19 protein-coding genes are annotated in these 20,880 nt (G+C 61.4%); 8 read left to right on the top strand and 11 right to left on the bottom strand.

Translation table 11 applies throughout. The features are described from left to right. Nucleotides 1-172 precede the first annotated feature (172 nt). The 6 genes from ACESNB_RS02840 to ACESNB_RS02815 all read left to right on the top strand — a co-directional run bounded on the left by ACESNB_RS02840 (nucleotide 173) and on the right by ACESNB_RS02815 (nucleotide 6,750). A complete protein-coding gene (locus ACESNB_RS02840) occupies nucleotides 173-1,618 on the top strand; it encodes a hypothetical protein (protein ID WP_373003534.1) in 1,446 nt (481 codons plus the stop codon). A 187-nt stretch (nucleotides 1,619-1,805) separates the two neighbouring features. Next, nucleotides 1,806-2,948, top strand: coding sequence for a quinolinate synthase NadA (nadA, locus tag ACESNB_RS02835; protein WP_373003530.1), 1,143 nt, complete (start codon nucleotides 1,806-1,808; stop codon nucleotides 2,946-2,948). A gap of 76 nt (nucleotides 2,949-3,024) precedes the next feature. Then, nucleotides 3,025-3,492 carry a hypothetical protein gene (locus ACESNB_RS02830; RefSeq protein WP_373003527.1) on the top strand — a complete coding sequence of 156 codons (468 nt, stop codon included), beginning with the start codon at nucleotides 3,025-3,027 and terminating at the stop codon, nucleotides 3,490-3,492. After that, entirely contained in the window at nucleotides 3,476-5,047 is a 1,572-nt protein-coding gene (locus tag ACESNB_RS02825) for an L-aspartate oxidase (RefSeq protein ID WP_373003524.1), read from the top strand. Before ACESNB_RS02830 ends, ACESNB_RS02825 begins: the two co-directional genes overlap by 17 nt. Then, nucleotides 5,044-5,898 carry a carboxylating nicotinate-nucleotide diphosphorylase gene (gene nadC / locus ACESNB_RS02820; RefSeq protein WP_373003521.1) on the top strand — a complete coding sequence of 285 codons (855 nt, stop codon included), beginning with the start codon at nucleotides 5,044-5,046 and terminating at the stop codon, nucleotides 5,896-5,898. The genes ACESNB_RS02825 and nadC overlap by 4 nt, the downstream gene beginning before the upstream one ends. Before the next feature lie 42 nt (nucleotides 5,899-5,940). Further along, entirely contained in the window at nucleotides 5,941-6,750 is an 810-nt protein-coding gene (locus ACESNB_RS02815) for an SDR family oxidoreductase (RefSeq protein WP_373003517.1), read from the top strand. Nucleotides 6,751-6,797: 47 nt separating this feature from the next. Here ACESNB_RS02815 and ACESNB_RS02810 read toward each other — a convergent pair whose 3' ends face one another. The 4 genes from ACESNB_RS02810 to glyS form a co-directional block, all read right to left on the bottom strand. After that, nucleotides 6,798-7,406, bottom strand: a complete 609-nt coding sequence (locus ACESNB_RS02810) for an O-methyltransferase (protein ID WP_373003513.1) — start codon at nucleotides 7,404-7,406, stop codon at nucleotides 6,798-6,800. A gap of 6 nt (nucleotides 7,407-7,412) precedes the next feature. Next, nucleotides 7,413-8,501 carry a cell wall hydrolase gene (locus tag ACESNB_RS02805; protein WP_373003510.1) on the bottom strand — a complete coding sequence of 363 codons (1,089 nt, stop codon included), beginning with the start codon at nucleotides 8,499-8,501 and terminating at the stop codon, nucleotides 7,413-7,415. Between the two features lie 428 nt (nucleotides 8,502-8,929). After that, nucleotides 8,930-11,623 carry a pyruvate, phosphate dikinase gene (ppdK, locus tag ACESNB_RS02800; protein WP_373003507.1) on the bottom strand — a complete coding sequence of 898 codons (2,694 nt, stop codon included), beginning with the start codon at nucleotides 11,621-11,623 and terminating at the stop codon, nucleotides 8,930-8,932. Nucleotides 11,624-11,830: 207 nt separating this feature from the next. Then, the gene (gene glyS / locus ACESNB_RS02795) at nucleotides 11,831-14,059 is read right to left on the bottom strand and encodes a glycine--tRNA ligase subunit beta (RefSeq protein WP_373003504.1); all 2,229 of its coding nucleotides are present in this window, start codon (nucleotides 14,057-14,059) and stop codon (nucleotides 11,831-11,833) included. 160 nt (nucleotides 14,060-14,219) lie between these two features. On the opposite strand from glyS, the gene ACESNB_RS02790 reads away from it, so the two are divergent. Then, on the top strand, nucleotides 14,220-14,705 hold the full coding sequence (locus tag ACESNB_RS02790; RefSeq protein ID WP_373003500.1) for a hypothetical protein: 486 nt from the start codon (nucleotides 14,220-14,222) through the stop codon (nucleotides 14,703-14,705). A gap of 96 nt (nucleotides 14,706-14,801) precedes the next feature. On the opposite strand, the gene ACESNB_RS02785 is transcribed toward ACESNB_RS02790, so the two are convergent. The 7 genes from ACESNB_RS02785 to ACESNB_RS02755 all read right to left on the bottom strand — a co-directional run bounded on the left by ACESNB_RS02785 (nucleotide 14,802) and on the right by ACESNB_RS02755 (nucleotide 19,736). Further along, on the bottom strand, nucleotides 14,802-15,044 hold the full coding sequence (locus ACESNB_RS02785; RefSeq protein WP_373003497.1) for a CDGSH iron-sulfur domain-containing protein: 243 nt from the start codon (nucleotides 15,042-15,044) through the stop codon (nucleotides 14,802-14,804). An 86-nt stretch (nucleotides 15,045-15,130) separates the two neighbouring features. After that, nucleotides 15,131-16,765: a hypothetical protein gene (locus tag ACESNB_RS02780; RefSeq protein WP_373003493.1), complete on the bottom strand. Its 1,635-nt coding sequence runs from the start codon at nucleotides 16,763-16,765 to the stop codon at nucleotides 15,131-15,133. Between the two features lie 384 nt (nucleotides 16,766-17,149). Continuing rightward, a complete protein-coding gene (locus tag ACESNB_RS02775; protein ID WP_373003491.1) occupies nucleotides 17,150-18,052 on the bottom strand; it encodes a glycine--tRNA ligase subunit alpha in 903 nt (300 codons plus the stop codon). Between the two features lie 62 nt (nucleotides 18,053-18,114). Beyond that, nucleotides 18,115-18,252, bottom strand: coding sequence for a hypothetical protein (locus ACESNB_RS02770; RefSeq protein WP_373003488.1), 138 nt, complete (start codon nucleotides 18,250-18,252; stop codon nucleotides 18,115-18,117). Between the two features lie 70 nt (nucleotides 18,253-18,322). Then, nucleotides 18,323-19,051: a tRNA1(Val) (adenine(37)-N6)-methyltransferase gene (locus ACESNB_RS02765; protein ID WP_373003486.1), complete on the bottom strand. Its 729-nt coding sequence runs from the start codon at nucleotides 19,049-19,051 to the stop codon at nucleotides 18,323-18,325. Then, nucleotides 19,048-19,254, bottom strand: coding sequence for a DUF2007 domain-containing protein (locus ACESNB_RS02760; protein ID WP_373003483.1), 207 nt, complete (start codon nucleotides 19,252-19,254; stop codon nucleotides 19,048-19,050). Before ACESNB_RS02760 ends, ACESNB_RS02765 begins: the two co-directional genes overlap by 4 nt. Then, entirely contained in the window at nucleotides 19,254-19,736 is a 483-nt protein-coding gene (locus ACESNB_RS02755) for a hypothetical protein (protein WP_373003481.1), read from the bottom strand. The genes ACESNB_RS02760 and ACESNB_RS02755 overlap by 1 nt, the downstream gene beginning before the upstream one ends. Before the next feature lie 170 nt (nucleotides 19,737-19,906). On the opposite strand from ACESNB_RS02755, the gene ACESNB_RS02750 reads away from it, so the two are divergent. Then, a partial coding sequence (locus ACESNB_RS02750) for a polyprenyl synthetase family protein (RefSeq protein WP_373003477.1) occupies nucleotides 19,907-20,880 on the top strand: 974 nt, incomplete at its 3' end.

The following is a 20,880-nucleotide window of genomic DNA, read 5'->3' as shown; positions in this document are numbered from 1 at the left end:
CATGCGCACGGCCCAGAAACACACAATCGAAGACGTCATCCATGAAACCGGAAAAATCGTGAAGACCATCAGCTCATCCGAATGCCAAAACTATATCACAGGAGCGGGTTATGCTTCCGCCAAAAACTGAAACGCTCTAGCACCCCTTTCCGGAGCGACACAGGGCGGATGGATGGTGCCCCAGCTCATCCTTGTTCTGGTGATGCTGCCGTTGTCAGCTATGGGCTATGCGCTGCCGCATCCCTGGGGCCTTGCACCTATCGGGGTCGCCAGTCTGATCATTTTCGGTCTCGGTCGCCGGTGGGCATGGGTGGAGGACGACCGGGAAAAATCCCTGCGAATCCAGACCACGCGACCAGACCAGTTTCGCATCGGCTTTGCCAATGACCTGCGCGATGAAGCCCTCATGGGCTATGCCTGGCTGTTCATTCTGGTGCCGCTCGCGCTTCGCCAGATCCAGATGCATTTCGACCTGTTCGAACCGGTCGATCCGATGATCCTGACCGGCGCCGCGCAATCGACCGGCCTAGTCGAGTGGCTGAAATTCTTTGGCACTGAACTCGCCAAGGGGGTTCCCATCGTGGATTGGGTCGACATCTACGACGTGACCCAAGAGGAACCTTTCGTGCCGAAGGGCGCCGCAGCCCGGCACATCGTCTTCATTTCCCGTCTGCTCGTCGATGTCGTTATCATTGCCGCCCTGCTACAGGCCTTTGGCATCATGCAGCGGAACAAGGCCCAAGAACGTCTGTTCGAGGCTGGACAGCTGGATTTTTTCGATCCGTTTCTGGAACGGCGGATTTTCAGACAAGCCTACAAGGGCACCGATCCACACGACCCTGTCCAGGCGAAGGTGTCCAACAAATTCGCAAAGCGCATTGCTGCGCACGTCGAAAAGAGCGCAGCCCAATTTCGCGGCGGAATTCCATACAGCCTCCAGAGATTGAATGAACTCATTTCGAGCAGATGCGAACATGAACGCAAGGTCGCGAACTGGATCGTAAGCAAATACGATCTTCTCGTCGGACCGGTGGAAGACCGCATGCGGCGACTAGATCAGAGATGGAGCGATTTGCAGCACACTCAGGAAGCGGCGGAATTTTGGGATGAGAACCCCCAATGGCGAAACAAGCAAAGAATGGACTTCGAGCGTATACTAAACGATGCGCGCTTTGAGCGTTCAGACTATTGGCGCGAACAGCGCTCGAAGACTCTATCAGCGCTGCTGAGACACGTGCATGGTCAACCAGATTTCATTGAAGCGCGGAAAGCCGCCTATGCAATCCTCGGCACGTCTCCATCGCTCCATGCCGTCCGCGCATTGTCCGCTCGAGTTGTTCCTCCCGAAGCAGCATCAGGCCTGCCCCTAATGACTGAGGAAGCTGTGGATGCGTGGTCGTTCCAAGCGGAACCAAAAGATGCGGAACGCGCCCTGGCACTCGATGCCCTCGGCGACATCGTGGAACTAATTAGCAAGAACACATTGACCAGCAAGCGGACGACTAAAGAATTTATCACGTCGGTTTGCGAGCACGTTCTCAATACGCCTGGAAAGATGAGTCAGGCTGCGGCCCGGCGGGTGCTTGAAAAGCTGAATGCCATCAATCGTGTTAAATAGCCGCCACTTGCCAACCTGCACCCCCAACGCTAGAACCCCTTTTGCTCATAGTGCGTATAACTATTGCAGAAGCCTTGCGCGCGAGCCCTGATCCCGGACGTTTGAAGGCTGAGCCCTTGAAACGGGCAGTTTCAGACCTACATTATACTCGTATCGAGCATAAGTGTCTCGGTGTAAGGAGGACCCCATGGCCAGACTGATCGATTCCACTCCCGGCTGCCCTACCCCGACACCCCTGCGCGGCGCATCCGCCGCCAGCACGCGCGGCCTGTTCTATGACGCCGCCGTGAAGGCCGAGACAGACCATCTCTACCCGCTGGTCGCGGATTTCATCACGCCGATGGAGTGGCCCGCTGTGGCCCCGCTCGTCGCCGCGATCAACCGGGTCAAGAAAGAGAAGAACGCTGTCATCCTCGCCCACAATTACATGACGCCTGACATTTTCAGCCTCGTCGGCGATTTTCGCGGCGACAGTCTGCAACTGGCCCGCGAAGCCTCCGCCACCAGCGCCGACGTCATCGTCCAAGCCGGTGTGCACTTCATGGCCGAAACCTCGAAAATCCTAGCACCCGAGAAGACGGTCCTCATCCCCGACCTGCGGGCAGGTTGTTCGCTCGCTGCCTCGATCACCGGCGCCGACGTGCGACTGATCAAGGAAAAATACCCGGACTATCCGATCGTCACCTACGTGAACTGCACCGCCGACGTGAAGGCCGAGTGCCACATTACCTGCACCAGCTCCAACGCATCGCAGGTCGTCGAGCACATCGCCAAGGCATGGAATTCCGACACGGTCATCATGGTGCCCGACCAGTACCTCGCCAAGAACGTCGCAGCCCAGACCGATATCCGCATCATGACCTGGCCCGGTGCCTGCGAAGTGCACGAGCTGTTCTCGGCCGATGACGTCCACCAGTTGCGCGAGGCCCATCCGGGCATCGTTGTGCTCGCCCACCCGGAATGCCCGCCTGACGTGCTCGAAGCAGCCGATTTCGCCGGTTCCACCTCGGCGCTGGCCAATTATGTGTCGGATAACAGCCCGACCAAGGTCGTCCTCCTCACCGAATGCTCGATGAGCGACAACGTCGCTGCGGTGAACCCGGATGTGAACTTCATTCGCCCGTGCAACCTGTGCCCGCACATGAAGCGTATCACGCTGGAAAACATCTATGACTGCCTCGTCACCGGCAAGTACGAGGTCAAGATCCCGGAAGACGTGCGGCTGCGGGCCAAGGATGCACTGGATGCGATGATGGCGTTGCCAAAATTGGCGAAACCCCTGGCATTCAAGACCGGTCTCAAGCCACTCGATCTTGAAATGGTCGTATGAGACAGCCCGGCAATTGTGCACGCGCACACGCTGGGCTTAAGTTTGGAACGGGCGCAGTTGCGCAGAGGAGACAATAATGTTCCGGGCAAGGATCCGACTGGTGGCCATGGCCGCGCTTGTTCTTCTCACCAGCTTACCGGCCAGCGCCGGCAGCAACAAGGATGCCGACACGTCGGATGTCCTTGGCACCTGGACGTTCCAGACGCGGCCCTACCGCAATGGCGAGTGCCTGATGACAGGCACGATGCACCTGTCCCCGCATCCCGAGCCAGGCCAGTATGCCTGCGAACTCACTGCCGTCGAGGTCTGCTCGCTCTGGGGACGCTCCGTCGTGCGCCAGTCCTGCCAGGCGCGCCGATTCGGAGACCAGGTCTCGATCCGGTCCCAAATCGAGGAAATGCTCGAATCCAAGGTCGAAGGCCTCGTCTACATGCCTGACAATTTCACACTGACGATCGAATCGGCAAACCGCATGTTTGGCGCCCTCGTGTCGGCAGTAACCGCGCCGGCTGAATTCCGCCGCGCCAATGACGGGATATCCTGAATCAGTGACCAGTGTGGGCAATCAAACTATCGCCGCATCCGGCGCGGCTGACAGCGATGTGCTGATCGTCGGCGCAGGCCTTGCTGGCCTGTTCCTCGCGCTGGAACTTGCACCGCGCGCCTGCGTGGTCATCTCACCGGCACCGCTCGGTCAGGCGGCCTCGTCTGCCTGGGCACAGGGCGGCCTTGCGGCGGCGCTTGATCCGCTGGACAGCGCCGACCAGCATGCCAACGATACGATCAATGCCGGCTCCGGACTTGTCGATCCTGTCGTGGCCCGCCTGATTGCCGAAGAAGGCCCGGCCCGGGTCCGCGACCTGATCACGCTCGGCGTCCCGTTTGACCGCACGCCGGATGGCGCGCTCGCGCTCTCGCTCGAAGCAGCCCATTCCCGGCCCCGTGTGGCCCGTGTGGCAGGCGACCTAGCCGGCAAGGCCATCATGGACGCGCTCGTCGCCGCCGTGGCCGCCTCGACCCATATTACCGTGATCGAAGGCGTCAGGGCGGTTGGGCTTCTCCAGGATGCCAACCACCGCGTCGCTGGCGTCGTCCTGCGCGACAGTTCGGGAAACCTGACGACCCAGACGGCGCGCCAGACCGTGCTGTGCACCGGTGGCACCGGCGGCCTGTTCCAAGTCACGACCAATCCACGCGAAGCCCGCGGCGACGCCATCGCCATGGCCTATGAGGCGGGCGCCCTGATCGCTGATGTCGAGTTCGTCCAATTCCACCCGACCGCCATCGACATCGGCCGCGACCCCGCCCCGCTGGCCACCGAAGCCCTGCGCGGCGAAGGCGCGACCCTGCGTAACCGCGACGGCAAACGCTTCATGGCGAACTACCATACGCTGGAAGAGCTCGCCCCGCGCGACGAGGTCGCCCGCGCCATTCATTCCGAACGTGCGTCCGGGCGTGGTGCTTTTCTCGACTGCCGGTCGGCCGTGGGCAATCATTTCCCCGAACACTTCCCGACCGTCTTCTCGGCCTGCAAGAGCGCCGGGATCGATCCACGTTTCGAGATGATCCCGATTGCGCCCGCCGCGCACTATCACATGGGCGGCATCGTGGCTGACTTCTGGGGCCGCTCGACGCTCAATGGCCTATCCGTCTGCGGAGAATGCACATCCACCGGCGCGCATGGCGCCAACCGGCTGGCCTCCAATTCCCTGCTCGAAGCGGTCGTGTTCTCCCATCGCATCGCCCAGCACCTGCGCGACGCCGAACTCGATGCCCCCGGCGCGTCCACCGCACACGTGCCCGCATCGCTGCCGCATGACGCACTGCAAATCCTGCGCGGAGAAATGTCGTCCAAGTGCGGCGTGGTCCGCGATGCGACTGGCCTGAACCAATTGATCGGAACGATCGAAACCCTCCGCACCGTTCACGGGTCCGCCCGCCCGCTAGTCACAGCTGGCCTGATGGCAACCGCCGCCCTCGCCCGCAAGGAAAGCCGCGGCGGCCATTTCAGAAGCGACTTTCCCGACACCGGCGCGCCCGAACGTTCGTTCCTCCTGAGCGATTTCACAGACCCGACCGAAGAGGCTGTCCAGACATGAGCCCCGTACCCCCGCCGCTGCCCGCCATTATCCTCGATCCGATCGTGCGCCTTGCGCTTGCAGAAGATCTCGGCCGGGCGGGCGACCTGACCACTGATGCCACGATTTCGCCGGAAACGACGATGCGCGTCGTGATCGCCGCGCGCCAGCCCGGAATCATCGCCGGTCTCGATGCTGCGGCCCACGCCCTGCACCTCATCGACCCGGCCATGAATCTCACCATCGAAAAGCCTGATGGCAGCGTCATCGTCCCGGGCGATGTGATCGGCCGTCTCGACGGCACCGCCCGTTCCATCCTGACGGCGGAACGCACTATGCTGAACTTTATCGGTCGCCTTTCGGGCGTTGCCACGCTGACACGTCGCTTCGTCGAAGCCGTAGCCCATACCGATACAAGAATTGTCTGCACACGGAAAACGACACCTGGCCATCGCGCACTCGAAAAGCGCGCTGTCCGTTGCGGCGGCGGCACGGCCCACCGCTACGGTCTCGATGACGCGATCCTGATCAAGGACAACCATATCGCCGCCTGCGGCTCGATTGCCGAGGCCATGACCCGCGCCAAGGCCTATGCCGGCCATCTCCGCATGATCGAGATCGAGGTCGACACACTCGAACAGCTGGAAGAGGCGCTGAAGCATACGCCGCATGCGATCCTACTCGACAATATGGACACCGACACACTGCGCCGCGCCGTGAAGATCATCGACGGACGCGTAACCGCCGAAGCCTCCGGTGGTGTGAACCTCTCGACCGTGGCCGGGATTGCCGAAACCGGCGTCGATTTCATCTCCGTCGGAGCCCTCACCCATTCGGCGCCAAACCTTGACGTGGGACTGGATGTGGTCTGACACTACGAGGTAGCGAGACCTACCTCGCAAGAAGGACAGCGCATGACCCGATCGGGCGGACGCAAGAGCATATTCATTACCGGCGCAGCTTCCGGCATTGGCGCCGAGACGGCCCGGCATTTTTCCAAACGCGGCTGGTATTGCGGCCTCTATGATGTGAACTCGGCCAGCCTCGCCCAGGTCGCAGACGAGATCGGCACTGAAAACTGCCATGTCGCCACGCTCGACGTCCGCCAGCGCGCTGACTGGACCGCCGCCGTGCGCGGATTCGGCGACGCGACCGAGGGCGGCATGAACGTGCTGTTCAACAATGCCGGTGTCGGACGCCATGGCTGGTTCGAAGACGTGTCCCCTGAAGAAAATGACTGGGTCATCGACGTCAACCTGAAGGGCGTCATCAATGGCGTGCAGGCCTGCCTGCCCCTGCTCAAGGCAACGCGCGGCGCGCGCGTCGTCAATACGGCCTCCACCGCCGGTATTGTCGGTTCGCCGCAGCTCGCCGTCTACTCGGCCACAAAGTTCGCGGTGCGCGGTCTGACTGAAGCGCTCGACGCGGAATTCCGCGATCTCGACATACGCGTCACCAGCCTGATGCCTTGGTTTGTCGACACACCGATCCTCGACATGGGCGCCGCAGAAGGTTCCAACGTCAAAATGTCGGACCAGCTGCGCGAGAACGGCATGAACATCTATCCGGTGTCGATGGCGGCCGAACGTGCCTGGGACGCCGCGCATGGCAAGGACGTCCATTACATGGTCGGCAAGGATGCCGAACGCGCCCGATTCATGACCCGCTGGCTGCCGGGCGCCATCCGCAAACGCGTCAAGTCGCAAGTTCCCCCGCGCGCCTAGTCCCGTTTTCGCGCGACGGCCAGTCTGTCATGACCCTTGCGTCCGACTTACTGCAGGATGATCGACTCGAATTCCGGGTGCCCCGCCAGCAGGCGATTGAAGTCAGCCGCCCCCCGCGCCATCGGATCCCCATCAGGCGGATCCATGACAGCGCCCTTGCGAATGACATTGTCCGCCAGCAGCACGCCGCCAGGCCGCAACAGGCGCACCACATGGTCGAGGCAGGCCGGATAGTCATCCTTGTTGGTATCAAGGAAGACGAGATCGAATAGCCCACCCAATTGCGCCAGACTCGCCAGCGCCGGTCCCTCGATGACGGTAAACATGCCGCCCAGTCCCGCATCGCAAAACGTCTCTCGCGCCAAAGCGGCATGCGCGGCGTCGAGTTCCAGCGTGGTCATCGTTGCGCCGTCAGGCAACGCAAGGGCCATCCATACAGTCGAATACCGGCCGAGCGTCCCAATCTCCAGCATCCGCTCTGCCCCTGTCATCCTGGCCATCAGGTAAAGGAACTTACCCTGCCCTGACGAGACTTCGATCTCGGGCAGTCCGGCCTCGCGGGCACGATCACGAATGGATTCAAGCACGGTATCTTCAGATGCAAAAAGACCGTCGATGCAAGCATCGACGGTCTCGAATATTTTGCCTGAAGACATGCTGACCTAGCGCAGAACGCTCAGATCGACGTCATTGCTCGCGACTTCGATGCCGGTTTGCTTGGCCATGTAGGCGGCAACCGTGTCGGCATTGCCCGACGTTTTCAGCTGCGGTTCTTCATAGTCAACCGAACGGATCGTTGTCAGGCGCGGTGCGCCATTGGTGATCGTACGGTCGGACGTCGTCACCGAGGCTGGTGCAATCGTCGGCGCTTCAACCAGCTGGATGTGGGAGGTCGCTGCGCCGTCAACCGGCGTGATCGTTTCTTCTTTGTCCAGCGAGGCATATTGGGCCTTTGTACGCTTGGTGGTGAAGTCTTGCCGCACGCTGGCCCATTCGGAACCGCGCGGGAAGCGATAGAACACATGCATGCCAATCTTGTCGGTCTTGATCAGGCCGGCGCTCCAGATCGGGTCGACATAGGTCGCGTGATAGTGCGTGGCACCACCCGTCTTGTCGTCGCTCAGATTCATCAGCACGTGGGCAGCGATCGTCTTGGCGCGCTCCCAGTTGCGACCCATCGGCGGCGTTTTAAGAGCGCCGTCGCAGGTGAACGTGAACTGGCAACCGGTCGTGCGCGTCGCGCCCTGGAACACCACGCCACATGCGCTGTCCGGATAGCGATGGTCGGCCATGCGATTGGCGATGACCTCGGCAACGGCCATCTGGCCATCGAGCGGCTCGTGCGCTGACTCGTAGTACACGGCCTGCGCCATGCACTTCTGTTCCGCGCTGATCGTCTCGGCGCGCTTGATATGTTCGGGGCGGAAGCTGACCAGCGAATTGAGCGCCGCGCCATCGCGGTCGCGCATCGCATAGCGGCTCATCGAAGAACCGGTGTCGCGCTCGAGCGTATATTCGACGGTACGCATCCATGGCGTATCGAGCAGCGCTGGCGTGTAGGCCGCTGAACGGACGGTGACACCACCGTCTTCCATGCTGGCAAGCCGGACGGCCTGCTCACGGAAATCGGCGTCTGCACGCTTCTCTGCCTGGATCTGGCCGACCATTGGCAAGGTAACAGTCGCAGCCACGGCGCACACGGCGATCGTGGCGCCACGGATAAAGATATCTCGCTGTTCGTCGTCTGTCATTATCATCCACCAACGCTTGAGCTTCTCTCGGAGCCCACTCATCGGCGACAGAGTCGCCCGTCGTGGTTTAAGAACCCTTAACAACATCACCGCTCCCCAATCCCCGGCAGACGATATAACTTCGTCATTTTGGCCCGGGCGTATTTGGTTTGACTACATTTGCAGGCCACATCAGCCCCGCTTCTAGGCGGGAGGTAGGCGGCCAACCCCCTTCCTAGCAAGAACCTGGCCACTTCTGTCAGTGACAATTCTGTCAGGTCGGGAACCGCCGAATCGGCCGGTTTTCCGCACTGCAGCAATTTCGTCCTGCAATCTGTTGAATTTCATAAGAATTTAAGACCCGCCCCTCCGGGACAGGTCTTCGGCGCGCAATGCAGCTGTGGCAAAACTACAACACCATTTTGCCATCGAAATGAGCGGCTTGCCGTCTATTTAAGCGATTCTTTGAGCGCAGCGTGGGCCGCAGCAAGACGCGCAATCGGCACCCGGTACGGGGAGCAGGACACGTAATCGAGCCCCAAACGATGGCAGAAGGCCACCGATGCCGGGTCGCCACCATGCTCACCGCAAATGCCCAGTTTGATTCCCGGACGGGTCTTGCGGCCGCGTTCAGCAGCAATTTTCACGAGTTCCCCGACGCCGACCTGGTCCAGCGTCACAAAGGGATCCTTCTCGTAGATGCCCTTCTCCTCGTAGATCTTGAGGAACCGGCCCGCATCATCGCGCGAGATGCCCAGCGTCGTTTGCGTCAGGTCATTGGTACCGAAAGAGAAGAACTCCGCCGAATGGGCGATTTCCCCGGCCTGCAGCGCGGCGCGCGGCAATTCGATCATCGTGCCGACCATGTATTCCAGCGTCGTGCCGGTTTCCTTGAACACGGCCTTGGCTGCTGCATCGACGACCGCCTTCAGAATCGACAGCTCCTTGTGCGTCGCCACCAGCGGGATCATCACTTCAGGAACCGGCGGGTGTCCCGTCTCTTTCGACACATTGACGGCGGCCTCGAAAATGGCACGCGCCTGCATCTCGTAGATCTCTGGATAGGTTATACCAAGGCGGCAGCCACGATGGCCCAGCATCGGATTGCTCTCGTGCAATTCAGCCGCCCGGCGTTTCAGTTCGTCCACGGACACGCCCGAGGCTTTCGCCACTTCGTCCATGTCGGCATCATTGTGCGGCAGGAATTCATGCAGTGGCGGATCCAGCAGGCGGATCGTCACCGGCATGTCGCCGAGTATGCGGAACAATTCTTCAAAATCGCTGCGCTGCATCGGCAGCAGCTTGGCAAGCGACTCGCGGCGGCCTTTCTCGTCATTGGCCAGGATCATCGCGCGCACTTCAGGGATACGTTCGGCATCGAAGAACATGTGCTCTGTCCGGCAGAGGCCAATGCCTTCCGCGCCAAACTCGACGGCCGTGCGCGCGTCCAGCGCCGTCTCGGCATTCGCACGCACCTTCAGCTTACGGACCTTGTCGGCCCAGCCCATCAGCGCACCGAAATCACCCGACAGGTCGGGCTGCGACATCTCGACGGCGCCGAGCATCACCTGGCCGGCTGCGCCGTCCACCGTGATGATCTCGCCCTTCTTGATTTCGCGGCCCATGACGCGGAACACGCCCTTGGCCATATCGATCTGCAGGCCACCGGCGCCGCAGACGCAAGGCCGGCCCATGCCGCGCGCGACAACGGCGGCGTGGCTGGTCATGCCGCCGCGCGCGGTCACGATGGCGCGGGCCGCATGCATGCCCTTGATGTCTTCCGGGCTGGTCTCGATGCGAACGAGGATCACGTCCTCGCCCTTCTCGGCCATCGCAAAGGCTTCCTCAGAGTCGAACACGACCTTGCCCACGGCGGCGCCGGGGCTGGCCGGCAGGCCGGTCACGATCACGTCGCGATACGCGTTCTCGGCAATGGTCGGGTGCAGCAACTGGTCGAGCTGTGACGGTTCCAGCCGCAGCACGGCTTCCTCTTCCGTGATCAGGCCCTCACGCGCCATGTCGACGGCAATCTTCAGCGCCGCAGCCGCGGTGCGTTTCCCGCTACGCGTCTGCAGCATGTAAAGCCGGTCATTCTCGACGGTGAACTCCAGGTCCTGCATGTCCTTGTAGTGGCGCTCCAGCGTGTTCGCCACATCGCGCAGCTGGGCATAGACCGGCGGCATCGCTTCTTCGAGTGGCGAGTCTGAGGATTTCAGCGTGTCGGCCCGTTCTCGCGAGATCGGCGCCGGCGTACGGATGCCTGCCACGACGTCTTCGCCCTGCGCATTGATCAGGTATTCGCCATAGAAGATGGCTTCGCCATTCGACGGGTCGCGTGTGAACGCCACGCCGGTCGCCGACGTCTCGCCAAGGTTGCCGAACACCATCGACTGCACGGTCACCGCCGTGCCCCATTCGGCCGGAATATCGTTCAGCTTGCGATAGGTGATCGCCCGGTCGTTCATCCACGAGCCGAACACGGCCGAGATGGCGCCCCAGAGCTGTTTCTTCGGGTCGTCGGGGAACGGTTCGCCGAGATCCTTATGTACGGCTTCCTTGTAGGAAACGATAATCGCCTTCCAGTCTTCGGCCTGCATCTCGGTGTCGAGTTCAAAGCCCTGGCGTTCTTTATAGTCGTCGAGGATATACTCGAACGTGTCGTGGCTGAGGCCCAGCACGACATTGGAATACATCTGGATGAAGCGGCGATAGCTGTCATAGGCAAAGCGCTCACCGGCCAGCGCCGCGAGGCCCTTCACCGAGGCCTCGTTCAGGCCGAGGTTCAGCACCGTATCCATCATGCCCGGCATCGACGCGCGCGCGCCCGAGCGCACGGAGACGAGCAGCGGGTTGTCCGGGTCGCCGAAGCCCTTGCCGGATTCTCTCTCGATCGCGGCCAGCGCGGCGTCCACCTGCGGCGACAGTGTCGACGGGTATTCGCGCTCCAGCTCGTAATAAGCGGCACACACGGCGGTCGAGATCGTGAAGCCCGGAGGCACAGGCAGGCCGAGTTTCGCCATTTCGGCGAGATTGGCGCCCTTGCCACCCAGCAGGTTCTTCATCGAGGCATCGCCGTCGGCCGTGCCGCCGCCAAACCGGTAAACCCACGTTTCTTCTGCGTGTTTCAAAGCCGGTTCACCCATGAATCTTACCCTTTAACGACCGTGCGTGCCATTTCGTTGCCGCAAAACCTGCAAATCCTATGCTGCATTGCAACGCGGATTGCCAGACCTCAGGGTGCGTGAAATCGCCCATTTGGCTAGTTTTCCGGGTCCAGCGCCACCCACGTGGCCGATATGACACGCAATGGTAAACACCACCTGTTCCGATCCGGAACACTGGTGGCGCTATCAGCCCTCGATCAGCGAGAAGTCCGCCACCTGGTGCAGCGTCGCGCGCACCTCGGTCAGCAGAGCAAGGCGATTCGCGCGCACCTTGGCGTCCTCATCGTTCACCATGACGCCCTCGAAGAAGGCGTCGACGGGCGCGCGCAGCCTGGCCAGCTCGCCCATCGCCCCGGCAAAATCCTCGTCCTTCAGCGGCGCGGCGATCGCCTTGCGCACAGCGGTCAGCGCCGCATACAGCCCCTGCTCTTCCTTGGGGCCCTTCTTTATTAGCGCCGCATCAACGGACAGGTCCTCCGGCAGCGCGCCCTTCTTCTCTTCGGCCTTCAAGATATTCGCCGCGCGCTTGTAGCCCGCCAGCAACGTCGCGCCGTCTTCGGTGTCGAGGAAGGCGCCAAGCGCCTCGACCCGCCGCGTGATCAGCACAAGATCATCCTCGCCCAGCGCAAACACGGCATCAATCAGGTCATGCCGCTGGCCCTGGTCGCGCAGGACTTGCTTCAGGCGATCCGCGAAGAAGGAGAGGAGGTCATTGATCATTGCGGACCTTTGCTGCCACGCAATATCGCTGACATGCGCCTTCGCTTCCGCATCCATGTCTTCTCCAATAGATATCTGAACATCTATTGCTTGATCAGGCGTCAGCACTCCCCGGTCACGTAGTGCCAGAACGTCCTTCTGACGATCTTTTGGTTTCTGAACGATAATTCTTACCGATACTTTGGTGAGCGCCTTGAGGAGCGCGCTCGCAACCCCCAACCGAACCTCATTCTCCAACACAATTCGCACCACACCCAAAGCCGCCCGGCGTAGCGCAAACGGGTCCTTCGATCCTGTCGGTTTCTCGTCAATCGCCCAGAAACCCACCAGCGTATCCAGCTTGTCGGCCAGCGCCACGGCAATCGCCAACGGATCGGTCGGCACGGCGTCTGACGGCCCCTGCGGCTTGTAATGGTCTCGGATCGCATCGGCGACAGACGCAGGCTCGCCCGCCGCCAGCGCATAATACCGCCCCATCACGCCCTGCAGTTCCGGGAACTCGCCAACCATTTCCGACACGAGGTCCGCCTTGGCGAGGCGCGCTGCACGTTCGGCCAGGTCCGGGTCCGCGCCCACGGCGGGTGCCAGTTCCCGCGCCAGTGCCGCCACGCGCTCCACCTTGTCACCAAGACTGCCCAACTCGTCCTTGAACGCAATCGTCGACAGCTTTTGTCCCATCTCGTCCAGCGAGATTGACTTGTCCTTGTCCCAGAAAAACCGGCCATCCTCGAGCCGCGCCGACAGGACCCGCGCATTGCCCGCCGCGATCTGTTTACCACCGTCAGACGCGTCGATATTGGCGACCACGATAAAGTGCGGTGCCAGTTTGCCGGTCTTCTTGTCGTTCACCGCGAAGTATTTCTGGTGCGTACGCATCGACAGCGTGATCACTTCCGGCGGCAGTTCCAGGAAGGCCGGGTCCATATCGCCCAGAATGACCACCGGCCATTCGGCAAGGCCTGTCACCTCTTCCAGGAGCCCTGCGTCTTCCACCCATGTGAGCCCTGCCTTGGCGCACACGTCCGCAATGCCCTTGGCAATCACATCGCGCCGCGCATCCCGCGTCAGCCGCACGTGGCCCTTGCCTTCGAGTTGTTTTGAATAATCGGCCCAGCCCGTCACCGTGAACGGCCCGCGTTCATGCACGCGGTGGCCCTCGGTCTGGTTGCCGCTGGCCAGCCCATCGACCTCGAACGGCACAACCACGCCATCCAGCACGCACAGGATGCGCTGCAATGGGCGCACCCAGCGCAGTTCGCGGGTGCCCCAGCGCATGCTCTTGGGCCAATGGAAGCTGCGAATGATCGCCGGCACCGCCTCGGCCACCACGTCCGCCGTCAGGCGGCCGGGCTTGTCCAGCATGGCAACATAGAAGTCGCCTTTCTTGGGGTCTGTCCGCACTTCGGCCTGATCAATTGAGGTCAGGCCAGCGCCCTTCAGGAAGCCTGCAATCGCCTGATCCGGCGAGCCGACCTTCGGGCCTTTACGCTGTTCCGACACATCCGCCGATTTCACGGGCAGCCCGGTCACGTTCACCGACAGGCGGCGCGGCCCGGACGCCGTCTCAAGCGCATCAAACGCGAGGCCCGCCCCGGTCAGCGCATCGCCCAGCGCCTTGCCGAGATCGGCTTCGGCCTTGGCCTGCATGCGTGCAGGGATTTCCTCGCAAAAGATCTCGAGCAGAAGGTCAGCCATAAGGGGTCCAGCCGTTTGGAATTGAGCCTGCACGGCATAGACGCGCCTGCGCCGGGGTCAAGTCTGGGGCGCAACAGCCGAGCGCCAGATGCCTTGTGATTCTTGGCGACATTCACGGGCCGTCTGCTAGGTTTGGAGCCTATATTGGGGGATAAACATCATGCTCGAACAGATTGCCTACCTCGCCCAGATCGTCGGGGTCATAGCGGTGGTCGCGACACTCATCTATCTGGCCATCCAGGTGCGGCAGGGCACCGCCCTCCTTCGCTCTGAATCGCGGCAGGCCCAGCTGGCGAACGACCAGACCGGCGTCTATAAATTCGTCGAGCATCCCGATCTGGGGCGCATATTCTCCCAGACGGAAACGCCCAGTTTTGAAGACAAGACCATACTGATCTTCTGGATGATCGGCCAGATGCGCGCCCGCGAATTCGAGTGGCTTCAGTACAAGAGCGGTGCGATGGACAAGGAAGCGTGGGAATCCTATCGCGGTGTGATCTTCTTTGTATTGGGAACAGAGCGGACGCGCGACCTGTGGACCCTGTGCAACCTCTATTTCAACGCTGACTTCGTAAAGATGGTCGCCGCCATGATGGAGGGCATTCCCCCAACCGATTATTGGGAAAAGCTGCAGGAGATCGGCTAGTCCGCTCACTTGCAAACTGCCCGCACTCGTCATCAGCGAAGTCGAAGGACGAGTGCAGGCTTATCTTGTGTGATCCCGGGGGCCAGCGGACCTCGGTCAGAGCCCGTTATGAGTCCCGTCACAGAGCGGCGACTTGCCGGTCTGCTTGCAGGCACAGAAGAACGCCTTGCCGGTTTTTTCCGCTGTCCAGCCCTCCGGCTCGAACGCCGTTCCCTTGTGACTGCCATCGCAGAAGGGCTGCTTCTTCGACTGGCCGCACGCGCACCACCAATAGGTCTTGCCCGCCACCACTTCGACCGGGATCGGCTGCTTGCCGGCTATTTTCGGGGTCTTGCTCATCTGAATTCCTCCTCAGTCGTTTTGGCCACCTTAGCGGAATTATCTCCTTGGCGCCGAAAATCTGGGGGCAACGCAGGAGAGGCTGGTCAGTTTCGAATGATCATTTCCGGCGCGCCTGATTTCACAGCCTCTGCCACAGCCTCCCGCTCAACGATCACGATGCGGCCCGACGTATCAGGTGAGTTTGGCTCATACTGCGCATTCGAAGCGTAAAAACCGAACACAAATATGTTGTCGTCTGCCAGATTGAGAGGGATAGCCGCTGAGGCTTGCCCGAACCCGACAAGAGCTGACAGATCGATGACCAGATGGTCCTCGGTGCCGGTCAGAACGGTATCCACAGGCCTGGCAATCACCACCCCATTCACGATGGTCGGGTCGGTCCGGTTGCGATTCATTGCGATCAACTCATTCAATCCATAGGCATCCAGATCGCCGGCGTCGGTAAGCAATGACCCGATCCGGAGACCTTCCCGCGTTATCCGCGTTCGCGGGGCGCTAAATCCCAAATTCGCAAAGGCGTCTCCGTCGAAAACGAGGATGGCGTCGTACACGCCCACCAAGACAGAGCCGATTCCGTCATCGTTCGTGTCGGATCCAGAAGCGACAGAGTAAATATCAAGCGATGATGACGAAAATCCCTGGCCCGCCGCCATGCTATCAATATCAATCACGCCAGCCGCCTGCAGGGAAGAACCGCGTATGTACCAAAAATCCGGCCCGGGCTGACCGACACGGCCTGGCCCATATCCATACGTATTGGAAATCACGAGCTCAGGCGACCCATCGCCATCCGCATCGGGCAGAAGCCCGACATCGAACCAGGATTTGAAAACGACTTCGGAATAGGAGAAGCGCGAAATCTGGGATGTGGTCAACGCGATATCAAATGTGCCGGCACGCGTCCTGGACGGGTTCGTGGCAAGGGATTCACCGAAGATGATACCCATCGACTGGGGCGTGACCTCGGTGTCCATGGGCCGCACAAAAATATCGTTTACCCCATCGCCATTCACATCGCCGATCAACCGGCCCTCGTTCTGACCATTCGCAAACGTGTAGGTGATCTTGTCACTTAACAGGTCCGGATTGATATTGCCCTTGATTGCGTCGAAATCAGATGGATCATCAAGGCGCAGCAGCACAAGCCGATCCTTGACCGCTTCGGACAGGAGCAGGTCAGTGCCAGTGCCATTGGGCTTCGCCAGCGCGCTCAGAAAGTTGAATTCCAGGGTCCCGTCGACGCTGGTCTCTTGAAAGCGCGTTCCGAAATCGGTTGCGCTTGAAACGCGCGACATGCCCGAAGGTGCACGCGCCAGAAACTCGCCAGTGAAAATATAAGCCGATGTCTGCCCATTGGCCTCGCCGGAGATAGACGTCCCGATCTCCGCGGTGCCTTCACCCGTGAGGTTAGAAATGGCCGTCATGTAAGCGCCAAACGGCTGTTTCCATGCTTCCCCGAATAGTGACTTGCCGTCAGATTCTGCTGCATCGAGCACATCAAGGACCGTCACCTCAATCTTCGCCCGCAGGGTCTCCCCCTTATACACGCCGCTGATCTGGAACACGTAGAAATTGTCCCCGTCAGTATCCTTCGGGTCCTCGAAGTTGAGAATGCCTTTCGGCCTGACCGACAGGATAATCTGCCGGATTCCCTGACCATCAGGCGCCCCGATATTCATCAGGACGTCGAATGGGCCAGCATCATTACCTGTCAGCACCAGTGGCGTTGGAATGTCGTTGTCGGGTGCGTAGAAGCTGAAGGGGGACGTATCAAACGCGACATACGAATCTGGATTTTCCGCAATGTTAACGGAAAAAACATCGGGAAACTCCCGGTTGGCACGCGACTCCGAAGGACCGCCCGGCGACCCGTTTCCAGCCGCCACCACCGCCCCCGCAGGCTGAAAGAAGGAGCACAGCCACTCCGATCACGGCACACTTCATTCCGCCCGAAAAATACGCCATACGTAAAACTCCCCCGAGCGCGACCGCAAGCTTACGAGACCCCAGCGTCCGGGAATAACCTAGAGTTGCAATCGGCTTTTTAGCCTGTCAAGGCAAATAGAGCGGGTTTGAAATAATTCTAATTCGGGGTGAGCGAGTCAGGCTCCCGCGCGCGTCTCTTCCTGCTCCGCCCACTGCGCCGCCGCGCCGCGCGCAAGGTCCCTCACCCGCGCGATATAGGCTTGGCGTTCGGTCGGGCTGATCGCGCCGCGCGCGTCGATCAGGTTGAACGTGTGGCTGGCCTTCAGCGCATAATCATAGGCCGGTAGCGGTAGGTTCGCAGCGCGCAGCGCGTTCGACTGGCTCTCGCAATCGGCAAACCAGCGCTTCAGCATCTCGACATCGGAATATTCGAAATTGAAGGCCGACTGCTGCTTCTCGTTTTCGAGGAACACATCGCCATAGGACAGCGGCACAGCCGAGTCCGGGTCGTTGAAGGGCAGATCGTAGACATTGTCGACGCCGAACACATACATGGCGAGGCGTTCGAGCCCGTAGGTCAGTTCCCCTGAAACGGGAAAAACGTCGAGCCCGCCGACCTGCTGGAAATAGGTGTACTGGCTGACTTCCATCCCGTCGCACCAGACTTCCCAGCCAAGCCCCCACGCGCCGACGGTCGGGTTCTCCCAATCGTCTTCCACGAAGCGGATGTCGTGCACCATCGGGTCGATGCCGATCTTGTACAGGCTTTCCAGATAGAGGTCCTGCAGGTTCGCCGGGTTCGGCTTCAGGATCACCTGGAACTGGTAATAATGGCCAAGCCTGTTCGGGTTCTCGCCATAGCGCGCATCCTTCGGACGCCGCGACGGCTGGACGTAGGCCGCCCGCCAGTTCTTCGGCCCGAGCGCCCTGAGCACGGTGCCCGGGTGCAGCGTACCCGCGCCAACTTCCATGTCGTATGGCTGCAGGATCGCGCAGCCCTGCTCGGCCCAATAGGCCTGCAGGGTCAGGATCAGGTCCTGGAAGGATTTCGGTTTCGGCTGGGCTTTGGGCGCAGGCATGGGACATGTCCGGAAATTGGTGTTGGTCCGGAACTACAGGGCAGCGCTGCCCCGCGCAAGCATTACAGCCCGTCGGAGTCCGGGTGGTCGGCGGTACCGCTCCCGCGCTTGGTCAGGCCGCGATATATGGCCGGATGACTGAGCACGGCAATCACGATGCCGAAAATCGCAAAGCCGAAGAGGAGGATGCCGAAGATCATGGATCAGGCCTTTCCGTTGGCGTCGCAACGCGGACCGGCCACACCCCTGCCGCCCCCTTGCCACCCCCGTTCACCACCTCACCGCACCCCCGGCCGCCACCGCCTGGGCCACGTCCGAAGGGCTCCCGTCCGCCGCATGCGTGTGTATCGGGGCAAGCAACCGGAGCGGTCCGCGCTTCAGCCCTTTCCGACCCCTCACCAGCACCCTGCCTGCCTCGGCGCCCGGCTTCGCGGCCAGCGGCAGCACCGTGACCTCGCCGGTCTGCCTGTCCATTACCGCAAGGATCCGCGACAGCTCAGCCGCCCTGTGGATAAGCACAATCGGCGCGCGCGGCTTGGCGGCGAAGACCATCGCCTTCACCCAGCCCGAAACATCAAGCGATTCGATGTAGGCCGAGGTTTTCCCTTCGCCAGGCGCCGAGATTTTTCCCGGCGCGAAATACGGCGGATTGGCGAACACAAGATCGAACCGGTTCTGATACGGTTTCACCCAGTCCGAAGCCTCGCCGGTCTCTATCCGGACCCGGTCCTCGAAGCCATTCGCCGCCACGCCCGCCTCGGCCAGTGACGCCATTTCCGGATCGATTTCCACACCCGTGAAGCGCATGCCCGGCATCCGGAACGCCGCTGGCAGCAAAGCCCCGCCGCACCCGCATCCCAGCTCCAGAGCCTCCCCACCCGTCTTTTCCACCAGCGCCCCCGCCAGCCGCAAAGAATCGGTTCCGGCCCGGAATCCCTTCAATGGTTGCACCAGTTTCACGCGGCCCTGGTAGACCGTATCCTCGGTGACCGCGATCACCCGCGTTCGACCTCGGCCAGCACAAGCGCAGCCGCCTTGACGACGTCCCCGCGCACCATCACGCGCCGCGGAAAGGCACCGATATTGCCCTCGACGGCGGACATGTGCTGGTCGGCCACGAAATAGGCGATGCCCGCTTCCTGCAGTAAATGCTCGATAAAAGAGAGTTTCACCAGGTCATTGGTGCGGAAAATTTCCTCCATCAGGGCGCGTTGCCCCGGAGGTTGATGTCTACCGACATGGCATCATAGACCGACGGGCGGTCCGGCTTTGGATTCTCGCCCGTGACGATGTCGATAACGGTCGTCACGCTGCCCCCGCTGGAGCTGACCGGTATGCCGAAACCGACACCCAGTCCGACCCCGCTACGCCCACGCGACCCGGTAGAACCGCCCACGCTGAACGAGTTACGACTGTCCGACCGGGCACCGTCCTGATCGGTGTAACCACCGGTGATTTCGAACCAGTCCCGCCCATCCAGCTGCGTGATCTCGGCAGCGCGCAACAGAGCCATGTCGTGCGAACGCCCCGCATCCCTGTCAGTATAGGACACGCGATAGCGATTGGTTTCGATTTTCTGGGTTTCATATCCCGCCGCACCACTGGATTTTGCGGGACCATAAGGCGTGTGGCTCGCACACGCGGCGAGCAGAATAAGCGCGGAAAGTGATATGAGGGTTTTCATACTGCCTATAAAGCGCAAAACGCGGCGGCGTTCCAGCTTTTCAGGCATTCGGCCTATGGCGCAGGCGCCACACATGACCCATATGGCTGCGGCCCGGTGCCGCGTCGTGCGTTGTTGCCGCATAACATAAGCCTAGATACAAGCGGATAGTGATCCAACAGGAGTTGCTCTTGACCCTCGCGCCGAGACTCAGATCCAAGGCGGCCATTGGTTCGATCGTCGAGCGCATGCAGGCTCTCGTCGCAGACGATCTGGCCGCTGTGGAAGTCCTGCTCGCCGAGCGGGCCGCCAGCCCTGTTGCCGTCATACCGGATCTTTCGGGCTATATTGTCTCAGCCGGCGGCAAGCGCCTGCGCCCGATGATCACCCTGATCGCGGCCCATGCTGTCGGCGTGGCCAATGAAGCGACCCACGCGCTCGCTGCTGCGGTTGAGTTCATCCACACCGCCACGCTGCTGCATGACGATGTCGTGGACGAAAGCGACCTGCGTCGCGGAAAGCCCGCTGCAAAGGCGATCTGGGGCAACAAGGCCTCGATCCTGGTCGGCGACTTCCTGTTCGCACGGGCGTTCAACCTGCTGGTCGAAACCAACAGCCTCGCAATCCTGAACCGCCTGGCGACGGCGTCGACCACCATTGCCGAAGGCGAAGTACGCCAGCTCGCCGCTATGCAGGCGCGCGACCTGCCTACCGAAGACTATCTCGCCATCGTCGAAGCCAAGACCGGCGCCCTTTTCGAGGCGGCCGCCGAAACCGGCGCGATGTCAGGTGGCGGCAAGGACCACGCAGCGGCGCTTGCGACCTATGGCAAGAATCTCGGTCTCGCCTTCCAGATCATCGACGACGTGCTCGACTATGGCGGCACGACGACCGTGATCGGCAAGTCGGTCGGCGACGATTTCCGCGAATGCAAGATCACGCTTCCCGTGATTATCGCCCGGCGTCGCGGGTCTGATGAAGACCGGTCATTCTGGGAGCGGGCCCTGCATCCCGATACCCAGTCCGAGCAGGATCTTGCGCATGCAGTGCACCTGATCCGGGCGACCGGCGCGGCCGAAGCCACCGTGCAGGAAGCCGAAGCCTATGCGGCCCTCGCCAAGGGTGCGCTGCGCAGCCTGCCGCAAAGTGTCTACCGGGATGCACT

The organism is Hyphomonas sp. (genome assembly GCF_041689225.1).
In the GTDB taxonomy this organism is placed as follows: Bacteria; Pseudomonadota; Alphaproteobacteria; order Caulobacterales; family Hyphomonadaceae; genus Hyphomonas.
The sequence above is the reverse complement of the archived record's forward strand: the minus strand, read 5'-3'. Positions and strand labels throughout refer to the sequence as shown.